Origin of the sequence: Bullifex porci, from assembly GCF_009695635.1 — a bacterium.
Lineage (GTDB): Bacteria > Spirochaetota > Spirochaetia > Sphaerochaetales > Sphaerochaetaceae > Bullifex > Bullifex porci.
Window position 1 is genome coordinate 40,490 of sequence record NZ_VUNN01000009.1, and the last position, 11,619, is coordinate 52,108.

The 11,619-nt window shown below is 36.6% G+C and carries 11 protein-coding genes and 2 tRNA genes; 5 read left to right on the forward strand and 8 right to left on the reverse strand.

All coding sequences use genetic code 11. The annotated features are described in order from the left end of the window. The first annotated feature begins 119 nt into the window (after window positions 1–119). Window positions 120–2,435: a DUF3536 domain-containing protein gene (locus FYJ80_RS05855; protein ID WP_206360987.1), complete on the forward strand. Its 2,316-nt coding sequence runs from the start codon at window positions 120–122 to the stop codon at window positions 2,433–2,435. Here the strand turns inward: FYJ80_RS05855 and recN are convergent. The 7 genes from recN to FYJ80_RS05890 are packed head-to-tail and all read right to left on the reverse strand — an operon-like array spanning window position 2,421 to window position 7,905. Continuing rightward, a complete protein-coding gene (gene recN, locus FYJ80_RS05860; RefSeq protein ID WP_154425274.1) occupies window positions 2,421–4,079 on the reverse strand; it encodes a DNA repair protein RecN in 1,659 nt (552 codons plus the stop codon). The two genes, FYJ80_RS05855 and recN, sit on opposite strands and share 15 nt — an antisense overlap. After that, window positions 4,072–4,923, reverse strand: coding sequence for an NAD(+)/NADH kinase (locus tag FYJ80_RS05865; RefSeq protein ID WP_154425275.1), 852 nt, complete (start codon window positions 4,921–4,923; stop codon window positions 4,072–4,074). The genes recN and FYJ80_RS05865 overlap by 8 nt, the downstream gene beginning before the upstream one ends. A 7-nt stretch (window positions 4,924–4,930) precedes the next feature. After that, window positions 4,931–5,959: a DegT/DnrJ/EryC1/StrS family aminotransferase gene (locus FYJ80_RS05870; protein WP_154425276.1), complete on the reverse strand. Its 1,029-nt coding sequence runs from the start codon at window positions 5,957–5,959 to the stop codon at window positions 4,931–4,933. Window positions 5,960–5,993: 34 nt separating this feature from the next. Continuing rightward, complete coding sequence (locus FYJ80_RS05875; protein WP_154425277.1) at window positions 5,994–6,293, reverse strand: AzlD domain-containing protein; 300 nt, start codon at window positions 6,291–6,293, stop codon at window positions 5,994–5,996. Continuing rightward, entirely contained in the window at window positions 6,290–7,006 is a 717-nt protein-coding gene (locus FYJ80_RS05880) for an AzlC family ABC transporter permease (RefSeq protein WP_154425278.1), read from the reverse strand. Before FYJ80_RS05880 ends, FYJ80_RS05875 begins: the two co-directional genes overlap by 4 nt. Before the next feature lie 51 nt (window positions 7,007–7,057). Further along, window positions 7,058–7,471, reverse strand: a complete 414-nt coding sequence (locus FYJ80_RS05885; protein ID WP_154425279.1) for an EamA family transporter — start codon at window positions 7,469–7,471, stop codon at window positions 7,058–7,060. 32 nt (window positions 7,472–7,503) lie between these two features. Next, window positions 7,504–7,905: a hypothetical protein gene (locus FYJ80_RS05890; RefSeq protein WP_154425280.1), complete on the reverse strand. Its 402-nt coding sequence runs from the start codon at window positions 7,903–7,905 to the stop codon at window positions 7,504–7,506. Between the two features lie 186 nt (window positions 7,906–8,091). On the opposite strand from FYJ80_RS05890, the gene FYJ80_RS05895 reads away from it, so the two are divergent. The 4 genes from FYJ80_RS05895 to FYJ80_RS05910 all read left to right on the forward strand — a co-directional run bounded on the left by FYJ80_RS05895 (window position 8,092) and on the right by FYJ80_RS05910 (window position 10,602). Further along, window positions 8,092–8,164 (forward strand) — tRNA-Lys (locus FYJ80_RS05895). A gap of 6 nt (window positions 8,165–8,170) precedes the next feature. Beyond that, window positions 8,171–8,242 (forward strand) — tRNA-Glu (locus tag FYJ80_RS05900). Window positions 8,243–8,464: 222 nt separating this feature from the next. Then, window positions 8,465–9,718, forward strand: a complete 1,254-nt coding sequence (locus FYJ80_RS05905) for a phosphatidylserine decarboxylase (protein ID WP_154425281.1) — start codon at window positions 8,465–8,467, stop codon at window positions 9,716–9,718. Window positions 9,719–10,362: 644 nt separating this feature from the next. Then, complete coding sequence (locus tag FYJ80_RS05910) at window positions 10,363–10,602, forward strand: hypothetical protein (RefSeq protein ID WP_154425282.1); 240 nt, start codon at window positions 10,363–10,365, stop codon at window positions 10,600–10,602. 202 nt (window positions 10,603–10,804) lie between these two features. Here FYJ80_RS05910 and FYJ80_RS05915 read toward each other — a convergent pair whose 3' ends face one another. After that, window positions 10,805–11,614 (reverse strand): Rpn family recombination-promoting nuclease/putative transposase, encoded by an 810-nt coding sequence (locus FYJ80_RS05915; protein ID WP_154425283.1) that lies wholly within the window; start codon window positions 11,612–11,614, stop codon window positions 10,805–10,807. Window positions 11,615–11,619: the final 5 nt, after the last annotated feature.

Genomic DNA, 11,619 nt, shown 5'->3' on the forward strand with positions numbered 1-11,619 from the left:
ATTTTTTTGCATAATCCCTCAAATTGAATTTAAAAATCGGAAAAAATTTTCAAAAAAAAAGTAAAATGTTTACAACTATTTTCTTGAGAGTGCATATTTCCTTTGTTAATATTCTCCTTATGGACACACAAAAAACATCATTAATTCTCCATGGTCACTTCTATCAGCCACCTAGAGAGAATCCATATACAGGTATAATTGAAAAGCAAACAAGTGCAGCTCCATTTGATAACTGGAATGAAAGAATTTGTTCTGAGTGCTATGGTGCAAATGCATTTTCACGATATTTAGGCCCAGATGGAAGAATCCTTTCATTAACTAACAACTATAGCTACATCTCATTTAACTTTGGACACACTATACTTAGCTGGCTAAAGGATAAGCACCCTATTTATCATGAGATGATTATAGAGGCTGATAAGGAAAGTGTTAAAAGACTTGGACACGGAAATGGTATGGCAATGGGCTACAACCATACTATTTTACCATTAGATAAAATAAGCGATGCAAAACGTCAAATTGAATGGGGTATAGAGGATTTTATTTATCGCTTTGGAAGAATGCCAGAGGGAATGTGGCTTCCTGAAGCGGGAATAAATGAGGACGTAATCGACCTATTAAGTGAAAGTGGAATAAAGTTTGTAGTTTTATCTCCATGGCAGTGTAAGAGCGTTGAAAATCCATACACAAAGAAAATTGAGGATTTAAATGGCCGCCCTGCCCCTTATTCAGAGCCTTTCATTCTAACAGGTAAAAAGGGTAAAGAAATCGCTGGCTTCTTCTACCATCCAGGTCTTGCAGAAAGCATTAGCTTTGGTCATGCACTTAGAAATGCAGATGAGCTTTATAATACTCTATTAAATATTAAGCACACAGATAATCAAAGCCTAATCCATACAGCTACAGATGGTGAAATTTATGGTCACCATGAACCATTTGGGGATATGGCTCTTGCTGCCTTAATCAAAAAGGTAAAGGAAAGAGATGACTTTGAGTTTACAAACTATGGAGCCTACTTAGCATCACACCAGCCTAAGCTACACGCTATCCTACATGAGGGAGAAGAAGGAAAGGGAACCTCATGGTCCTGCTCTCACGGTGTATCAAGATGGTATAAGGATTGTGGCTGTCACACTGGTGGTGAGGAGGGCTGGAACCAAAAGTGGAGAACTCCATTAAGAAATGCATTAAGAGAGCTTTCCAGTAAGCTAGATTTAATCTTTGAGCAGGAGTGTAAAAAGATATTCCAAAAGGGTATTACTGCTTCCATGATCTTAGATGAGGCAGGTAGCGTTTATATTGGTAAAGATACTATGCCAGAGGTAATAAAGAGAATTCATGAGAAATATAGCTATTCAACTATATATGATAGTGAAATCTCTGCCCTACTCTCAGGTATCCAATATAAGCATTTCTCATTTACTAGCTGTGGATTCTTCTTTAATGATATTTCAGGAATAGAGCCAAGACAGAACATTAGATATGCACTCTATGCAATAAAGATGTTCCAGCCATATTCTACTGAGGATTTACTACTTCCATTTTTATCTGAATTAAGAAATGCAAAAAGTAATATTAAGGCTCAGGGTGATGGAATGAGTATTGCGCAAGGAGAGCTTAAGGATTTATCTGGAGAGTGCGAAGCAGCTATTTACTTCTATTTAAATAGAGTTATCGCAGTTAAGGATGATTATGAGGATAGCTATGGACGATTCAAAATTGATAACTACATTAGTGAATGTCCTGATAATGCAAGAATTAAATTTCATGACTCTATTTCATTAATCAATTATGACTTTACAGTATTATCATCATCCTCTATTCAGGGTGGTTTAAATTTATATCTAGCATCAAATAAAGCTCCGATGGAAAGATATAGAATTACAAATGATGAAATACCTCTCTTAGTAATTGATAGATATAATAAATGGGTTGATAAGGCTGCATCATACCTTCCACTATCTCAAATACAGTCTATTGTTAATGCACTTTACCACTTCTCTGTATTAACAAAGAATAGTAAGTATCTTCCAATGAAGACTCAGATTCTTGAAAATCTAGGACTTTCCTTGAAGATCTTTAAGTCATTAAATTCATTCCATAGCGATGAGCTAAGCTGGAATGAGAAGAAGGCTTATTTAACTGTTCTTTTAGATATTATTAGAAAGTATGGAAGAGCAAATGAGATTAAGATTGTATTAGAGTACTTAAACTCTGATGTAACTCAGCTTGCGTTCTCTATGAGAAATAACGGCTTAGATGATAACCTAGCCGATTTAATCATCGATTACTTTGCTTTAATCAGAAGCTTTGGCTTTGAGCCAGATAGCAAGAGCCTTCAAAATGAGGTTTATCAATATGTCTCTGGTGCAAAGCCTCTTACAATCGCAAAAGAGAAAGCTAGAGAAGTATATAATGTATTAAACTTCTATTAATTCTTTAGCATGTATTAATGCACTATCGCTCGCTTTACCAGATAATAAGCGAGCGATTTCTTTTACTCTCTCATCGCCTTCAATTTTCTTCACATGAGATAGAGTTCTACCATCCTCCTCTGCTTTATAGACAAGGAAATGCTCATTCGCCTTTGCAGCAATTTGGGCACTATGGGTAATAGCAAGAACCTGATGAGCCTTACTTAGCTCTACTATTTCATCACCTACACTTGTGGCAACTACACCACCAATACCACTATCTACCTCATCAAATAGTAGAGTCTCTGTTTCATCCTCCTTAGCAAGGACTGCCTTTAAGGCTAGTAATATTCTTGAAAGCTCACCACCTGAAGCAACGTCCTTTACAGGACCCATCTTTTCACCAGTATTTGCACGAATTAAAAACTCTATTTTATCTATTCCATCCTGAGTATAGGAAATACTATCAAATTGAATAGAAAAATCTGCGCCATTCATTGAAAGCTTATGAAGTACTTCAAGAATTTTTTCCTCTAAAATTCTTGCTCCAGCCCTTCTTCTTTCACTTAATGCTTTAGCACATTTATCAAGAATACTCTTTTTCTTTTCAACCTCTCTCTCAAGGTCCAAGATAATAGTATCAGCATTATCAGCACTATCGATAAAGGATCTGTACTCCTCTCTCTTATTAATTGCATCCCCTATAGAAGGTCCATATTTTTTCTTTATTCTTTGAAGCTGTGATAGTCTAGCATTTTTCTCCTCTAATTCACTTTCACTAAATGTTAATGAGGATAGATAATCTCTTAACGATGCTGCTATATCCTCTGCTTCAATTTGACATGACTCTAAACGTGAGCATAGCTCATCTAAGCTACTATCCTTACTAGAAGCCTTCTTTAACGCTGAAACGCTATGAGAAAGCTGCGATAGTGCACCCTCCCCTATATCACCCTTAAGTAAGTCAATAGCACTAGTTACCTCATCTGTTAAGGCCTCACTTAAGCTTATTTTTTTTAGCTCCTGACTAAGCTCATCATCCTCACCCTTTTTAAGCTGAGCCTTATCTAGCTCATTTAGACAAAATGAGTAGTAATCATAATCTCTCTTAGCCTTTTCGCTTTTTTCCTTTAGCTCCTCAAGCTCCTTAACAGAGGATATATATTCATCATAGGAGGCTTTATAGTCTTCAAGCTCAGAAAAACACTTTGAAAACTTATCTAAAAGCTGAAGCTGTACTTCACTCTTTAGTAAGCCTTGATGAGCTGCCTGAGAGGAGATATCTATAAGCTGAGAGCCTAGAGTAACTAATAGCTCTCTAGTAACAGCCTTTGAGTTTACTTTATTAATTGTTCTTCCATTATCTTTTATAGTTCTAGTAATAATTATTCGGTTATCCTCTGAAGCTAAATCCTCACTCTCAAGAAAAGCCTTAATTTGTGAAGCTTTATCAGAATAAGAGAAGACACCTGTTAAAACAGCTTCCTTTTCACCCCTTCTAATTACATCACTTTTACAACGTTCACCTAAAATTAGAGAAATAGCAGATAAAATAATAGATTTACCAGCACCAGTTTCACCACTAATAACACTAAAGCCAGAGGAGAAATCAATAGAAAGATGATTAATTAAAACAAAATTCTTTATATCAAGTAGCTCAAGCATGTAACTCTCCTGTCCAATTGAGCTTTGCTCTAATTATTTCAGTGTAGTTTCTAACATTGGAAGCTACTAATAAAATTCTACTTCTACTCTTTTCTACTATTACGTCATCACCCTCTTCGAGGTCGAATGTCTGTTGACCATCAACAGTAAGCATTAATTCTGTTCTCTGTCCCTCAACAACATTTATTGTGATCATCTCACTACTACCAAGAACTAAAGGTCTATTTGAGAGAGTAAATGGACATATTGGAGTAATAATCAAAGCAGACATTTCACTATCTATGATAGGACCACCTGCAGCAAGAGAGTATCCTGTTGAGCCTGTAGGAGTTGCGATGATAAGTCCATCACTTCTGAAGGTTCCTGCAAAGGTATTATTTATAGAAAGGTCTAGCTTTACTACCTTTGAAATACCAGCACTTGATACTACTGCTTCATTTAAGCCAGTAGCCTGGTAAACCTTTAGCCCCTTTCTAATTACACTTACTCTTAGCATCAATCTTCTAGATAGTCTTTCTCTATCGCCAAAGATATCCTCAAAGACACTCTTCCACTCATGGCATCCAATTTCAGTTATATAACCAAAGGTTCCAAGATTAACTGCTAAAATTGGAATTCCAAGGTTTTGAACAAGTCTTGCACAATAAAGTACGGTACCATCTCCACCAACAGATACTACCAAATCAGTTCTTATAGAGAGTGGAATATTTTCCTCACAGTCCTTTGTAATATAGACTTGAGTTACTATCCCATGTAATGCAAGATAATCATTAATCTCCTTAGCTATTGCTGGAGCTTGACTCTTACCTCCATTTGCAATTATTACAACATACTTTAGTTCCATAAAAACCTCACTGTGGAAGATGCGAAAGCACCTTTATTATAGCTTCTGTTTCCTTCGGCTGAAGAAATGGATATAGAGGAAATGATACACCTCTTGAGAGAGGAATAACACCATTAGGATAAAGATCAAATTTATCTTGATAATTAATACCTACACTTGTTGTAAAGGAGCGCTTTACACTAACTGTATATTTAGCAGCAAATGATATTAAATCATCAGGCTTTGAGTTAGCAATAATTGGAAAGCTATAGCCAGATGAGAGGAAATCAAGATTTCTCATTCCAAAGAGCTTTACATCACTCTTCATAGCGGCCTGTGTAAAAAGGTTATATAGCTCCCTTCTCTTTTTTAAATTTTCTTCGCAATTTGTAAGCTGTACGATTCCTAAAGCCGCATTCATATCTGCAAGCTCAAAATAAGGGTCGTAGCGTCTTGCATATTTTTTTATTATTTCAATGTATTCGCTCTTCTTTGAAAGTACTACAGCCCCACCTCCAGTTGAGATCAAGGACTCCTCCTCAAGTGCGCATACAACAATATTTCCGATAGTACCTGCTTGGAGGTTTTTATATGATGAGCCAATCGATTGTGTTATGTCCTCAATAATAGGAATACTTAAGGTAGCTTCACTAAATGAAACTGGTAGCTGAGAAAGAGGCTCATGAAGCAAAATAGCTTTTAAGCCTTCTGCCTTTGTTGCTTCCTCAGCACTAATACAACCATCTTCACTACTTATATCTAGTAAGACCATCTTAAGGTTCATATCACTTAAAACTACTCTATAAATCTCTGGTGAGAGGATAGAAACACCAACGCTATCACCTTCATTTAAAGCTAAAGCAGTAAGCGCTGCTCGAAGAGCATCTGTATATGAACGCACAGCAATACCATCTTTTAAATTAAGATACTCTGCCATTAGCTTTAAAAACTGTTTTCTCCTCTCCCCTGGTCCGATTTTTTCATCGACCATAGTTTGGAGAACCGCATCCATATCTCTTCTTCTTAATGTTGGTTTATAGAATCTTACTAGTGCCATATACTAATAATACAAAATAATTTGATTTTTTTCATTAAATGAAGAATTCAAGTATGTATGCTGCTAAGCAGCTTACTAAAGCAACCAATGGTAATGAGCCCTTATATAATGAAAAACAAATAGCTACTATAAATCCAACGCCACCAAGATAAATGTTTCCTGTAGCATTTAATATTGCTGGGAAGGTCATTACAGACAAGGTAACGTAAGGTACATAGTATAGAAAGGAACGAATAAACTTATTTTTTATTGGCTTTCTAAATACTGCTAAAGGAAGAACTCTTATAATGTATGTAACGACAGCCATAATAATTATAGCAATTATAATATTCATTTTTCTTCCTCCTCTGCATGTGGAAAAGCTAGAGCAAATATAGCTCCTAAAATAATTGTTAAAATTATTATTCTATTTCCTTCGCTTAGCTTTGATAGATAAGGTAGCTTTGCAAAGGCGAAGCTTAATACCATACTGCTAGCAACTACTAAAATGAGCTTCTTATCCTTTTTACATGGTGGTATTACTACAGCTACAAACATAGCATAAAGAGCAACAGATAGAGCCTTTACTACAGCAGCTGGTAAAATATTTCCAAACATTATTCCTAAGGCTGTGCCAGCTGCCCAAAAAGGTATAGTCGAGCACATTACACCATATGAAAAGAATGGAGATAGAGGATGTGGCTGAGTAATTGAGAGTGCAAATACCTCATCTGTGATATCGAGACTCATCAAAAGACGATGCTTTAAGGAAAGGTTTTTATCGATATGCAGGATTAAAGCTGCACTCATCAATAAATAACGAAGGTTAATAATAAGCTGTGACATAGCAAGCTCAATGTATGAACCGTTATTGCCTATTATCACAGTACCGGCAGCTTCACCAGCAGATGTATTATTTAATAGACTCATTAAAGCCCCCTCAAAGGCTGTGAGTCCCGCATTTTGCATTACAATACCAAGAGTAAAGGAGACAGCAAAATACCCAATCCCTATTGGTAAGCCTCCCCTTAGCCCTGATATAAAATAGTTTCTATTATCATTTGGCATGCAAATGATAATATTACTTTAACTCGTTTGTATAAAGATGAAAAATGAAAATCATAGCACCATTATTAAGGTTCCAGCTGTAAGTAAGATACATCCAATTACACTCTTAATTGTAATTTGTTCATGTAGGATTACAACAGCTAGAATTATTGATAGCACTGTACTCATTTTATCTATAGGTACAACCTTACTAACGCTTCCTAGCTGAATAGCTTTATAGTAGCAAAGCCAAGAAAGCCCTGTTGCTAAGCCAGATAAAATTAAAAAGATCCAACTCTTCTTACTTATCTCAAGAATTCCATTTTGAGTATTTGTTATAAATACCATTCCCCAAGAAAGTAAGACAACAACTACTGTTCTTATAGCAGTTGCAAGAGTTGAATCTACTCCATCAATACCTATTTTTGCCAAAATAGATGTAAGTGCAGCAAAAAGTGCTGAACAAATAGCTAATATTAACCACATAAAGGCTATGTTAGCCCTATATAGCTTTATTATCAATCAGCATCTACATTATTTTGTTCGTAAAAGGACTCTATAGCATGTTGCAGTGTTTCAGGATCTACACTCATTCTAATCATTTTAATGACCTTGGGCTTTCTTAGTGTTGCTCTAAAGGTGTTAGCAATTAAAATAGATGTATTTATTGCTTGGTCGAAATATAAATCAGGATCCTCAACAAAAAGGACACAATAAATAAAATCTGCACTTTCCTTTACAACACACTCATCTCTGTACTTTTCGAATTTCCTAAGGGACCTTCCAGTTGCCTCTTTTGGAATTACAAGATTAAAAGTAGCGATATCGCTAGCAGTTAAATTCTCTTCTTGCAGTTGATACTTAACAATTGCTGCAAATGCATCATCATTTGAAAATAGGTTCATAAGGTAATTAATCATATGAATCTCTCCTCCTAAAAATTTTTGTTCTACTAATAATCACCAAAAAAATTAAAAAAATCGTAATTCGGGCATCTGGCACCTATTATTTCCTTATTCAAAAATAAAATAAAAATTTGGTAATAATTTTTTCTATATTCTATTGACTAACCAATAGTTTTCTTGGTAGAGTATCACACGTTGCGAGGGCCGCTAGCTCAGTAGGTAGAGCAACGCCCTTTTAAGGCGTGGGTCACTGGTTCGAATCCAGTGCGGCTCACATAATGTCTCCGTCGTATAGTGGTTAGTACACCGGGTTTTCATCCCAGCAACAGGGGTTCAATTCCCCTCGGAGATGTCCCTAGAAGTCAGAATCTGGAATAAACGGGTTCTGACTTTTTTTTCACCTCATAAGTTGTAAACGTTCTGAAACGTAATCCCATGTACTCAGATTATTAAACCCATTGTGACACTCCGCAGAATTGTATGAGACCAACCGTACGATAAATCATAATGTAAAAAGAGTAAGATTTCTTGTAATACATTTAAAAAATTGGTAATTTTTTCACGGAGGACGATAATGAAAAGACTATCAATTTACTTACTTCTTATACTGATGATAATCATCATGACCGTGAGCTGTACCACGGTTAAGGCTGAGAAAGAGAGGGCAGATATCACGAAGGACTTCATTGCTATCATGGATTCAGATCCTGAGCTGAAAGCCCTTATGGAAAAATCAATCGAAAAGGGTGTTGCCGTCAATCCCGATAGGAAAACTAACCCGGTCCAGTCCCTGGATGAGTTCTATGACTACCTTGACTGGTGCGCGGTTTGCATGCCATGGGAGATGATCGATGTATCTGAAACCTATCCGTCCATCTATGATCAGATAGATCAGTCCCTAATTTATTTCTACTACTATTTAGATCAGCCGCTTAAGGAGCTTGAAGACAGGGGCTATTACTACCCGACAGTCCAGTACTGTCCTGCAATCGTAGAATGGTGCATCAAGTATGCTTCCTCGTGGGGTGAATATCTTTCAACACCTGAAAGCTGGAATGATGATTACTTCAATGCAGTGGTTGAAAGCGGTGACTTCGGTTTTTCCGAAGGTTGGTACGGAGATGAAAACAGGTGGAAAACGTTCAATGAATTCTTTGCCCGCCATCTCATAAGTCCCGATGTAAGGCCGATTGCTGAAACTGAGCTTGTTGCACCGGCAGACTCAAAGCCTCAGGGCATCTGGAAGATCGACGAAAAAGGTGACATCATCCAGCCTGAGGGCGTGTTAATCAAGTCAAGACAGTTCAACAGGGTTTCCGACCTTCTCGGTCCGGACAGCAGCTACGGAGATGCCTTTGCCGGAGGTACTCTCACTCACACCTTCCTTGACGTGAATGACTACCACCGTTATCACTTCCCAGTTTCCGGAACAGTGGTTGAGATGAACAAAATCCCCGCAATGGATGCCGCAGGCGGAATCACGGTGTGGGATGAGGAGAGCGGAAGGTATGTGCTGCAGTCTCAGGTAATCGGTTGGCAGGCAATAGAGACACGTGACTCAATCGTACTTGATACCGATTACGGTCTTGTCGCGATAATCCCTGTAGGTATGAGTCAGGTATCTTCATGCAACTTCACCGAGGGGCTGTCCGTTGGTGATAAAGTGGATAAGGGGGATGAGCTTGGTTACTTCCTTTTCGGAGGCAGCGATATCGTCATGATCTTCCAGGATGGTGTGGATGTAAACATGGTGGTTCCTGAGGACGGAAATGGAGGATACTCTCATGTCCTCATGGGCGAACCTTATGCTGAGTTAACAAAAAAATAATCAGATTCTACAACAATACTTAATCAGATAGACTCCATCCGCTTTCGACAAAATATACAATGTAAGGAATATGCGGATGGAGTTTTATTTATGCATTCTGTTTTCGGTTCATGATGATACAGAGTCAGTCCTGAGGATAATACCTGACCTCCATAGCTGAAGACCTTACCCAATCAATGAGAACCATTAAGAAAATAATGGAGTAGTGAAAGAAGCTGACAGATGAATAGCTCCGTCATCTTTCTTCTTACCTCATTAATGGGGATTCTTGGCTACCATTTTCCTGTATGAAAGTAACAGTATTCAGGCTATAAGGAGCTATTTCCTTAATATATATCCCCATATGCAGAATGTATCTCTTCATATTCCCCATGTAGGTATATATAATCGTTAAAGGTTGTTCGTACACAGAAGAATTTATCGAAAGAGTGATTAGAGATGTAATCACTACTTTCAAATTAGAAGGTAGTGATTTTTTCAAAAAAGTTCAAATATACTTTCTTGACTTTTAAAATTTAATCAGAATAATTTAAGTATATCGAGTAGCATTTACTTATATAATACAGAATTAATGCTATTCTATTTTCTATTCGTGCGAAAAAAATTGCCGTAATCAGAGAGATATTTAACGAGGAGGTGATTAAATGAAGAGAGTACAAGCTGCATGTATTTGCCAAACACTGCATTTCGAGCTAAAGGAAGATATTCCACATGAATATGCTGTTGAGCTAGCTGATAAGGAATATCAGCAGTACAAGGAAGGCATGACTAAGAAAGGAACTCTGTACAGGATTATCGAAGAAAGTAAACAGCCAGATGGTTCCACAGTTGTTAAAATAATTAAGCAGTATAATAGCAGTCCTGTTGGCGATTATCTAAACTGAAAGACCTATTTATGTTAAGAATTGGCTCATGAGTAAATTAAGAACTCATGAGTCTTATTTATTCTACTCCAAGAATCTATTACTTAGAAAAGTAAGCCTTCATATTCTTTTCAAACTTTTCAACAGTAATATTAAGCTTATTTGCAGCTATTTCCTTTGTAATTATTCCATCACGAGTTAATTCATATAGAGTTTCGCACTTTCATTCGCGTTTACCTTCGCGTTTCCCCTCACGCTTACCTTCACGTTTTCCTTCTCGCTTTCCCTCGAGTAGACCCTCAAGCTTACCATCATTTTTTATATCTTCAATTGCCTTACACATGTTATAACCTCCATCATTTGGAATATCTACCTTCATTATTGTTTCTAATAACTTAGCTGTTCTATAATCAAGGTTCTTAAAGGCCTCTTCACTATTAATATAACTTAAAAGCGCATTTTTATCTCCTTGGTTTTTAATAATATTTAATACTAGCTTTAATGGCTTACTTATTTTATTTAACTTTTCGCCCTTTAGCTCATGAGGATCTAATACATAGTATCCTGAGTTTACTAATGGATATCCAAAGGCATTTATCGCTTCATCTGATAAAAGCTTTCTTAAATCAGTTGCATTACTCCATTTCCTATCTAGCATATTAAACACTATGATATACACTGGCTTTAGCTTCTCACCCTCCTTGATAATAGCTATTTGATTATCATAGATTAATAGTGATGCAATGCCTGCTCTTATTACCATATGCTTATCACTATATGCTTGTGACTCAAGACCAATGATTGCATATACATTTTCATCACTCTCCTTTACTGTTGAATCATAAAGATTATCTACTAATACCTCTAAGGATTTATTCTTAGTAAACACTGTAGAATTAACAGGGTCTATTTCTCTTAGGTCTTCAGCTTTTATTCTTTCTTCTCCATTAAATAGAGATAGATTAACAAACTCTGAAAAGATCTTAGGATCAGAGAAAAAATTCTTTGCTGCGCGATCTTTTTCCTTTGCCATCGCTG

Excerpts from the sequence above, each read along its gene's own strand:
- FYJ80_RS05870 (WP_154425276.1), bottom strand. The coding sequence starts at position 5,959 with ATGGCACTAGTAAGATTCTATAAACCAACATTAAGAAGAAGAGATATG.
- FYJ80_RS05855 (WP_206360987.1), top strand. The coding sequence starts at position 120 with ATGGACACACAAAAAACATCATTAATTCTCCATGGTCACTTCTATCAG.
- FYJ80_RS05885 (WP_154425279.1), bottom strand. The coding sequence starts at position 7,471 with ATGTGGTTAATATTAGCTATTTGTTCAGCACTTTTTGCTGCACTTACA.
- FYJ80_RS05865 (WP_154425275.1), bottom strand. The coding sequence starts at position 4,923 with ATGGAACTAAAGTATGTTGTAATAATTGCAAATGGAGGTAAGAGTCAA.
- FYJ80_RS05905 (WP_154425281.1), top strand. The coding sequence starts at position 8,465 with ATGAAAAGACTATCAATTTACTTACTTCTTATACTGATGATAATCATC.
- FYJ80_RS05875 (WP_154425277.1), bottom strand. The coding sequence starts at position 6,293 with ATGAATATTATAATTGCTATAATTATTATGGCTGTCGTTACATACATT.
- recN (WP_154425274.1), bottom strand. The coding sequence starts at position 4,079 with ATGCTTGAGCTACTTGATATAAAGAATTTTGTTTTAATTAATCATCTT.
- FYJ80_RS05880 (WP_154425278.1), bottom strand. The coding sequence starts at position 7,006 with ATGCCAAATGATAATAGAAACTATTTTATATCAGGGCTAAGGGGAGGC.
- FYJ80_RS05910 (WP_154425282.1), top strand. The coding sequence starts at position 10,363 with ATGAAGAGAGTACAAGCTGCATGTATTTGCCAAACACTGCATTTCGAG.
- FYJ80_RS05890 (WP_154425280.1), bottom strand. The coding sequence starts at position 7,905 with ATGATTAATTACCTTATGAACCTATTTTCAAATGATGATGCATTTGCA.
- FYJ80_RS05915 (WP_154425283.1), bottom strand. The coding sequence starts at position 11,614 with ATGGCAAAGGAAAAAGATCGCGCAGCAAAGAATTTTTTCTCTGATCCT.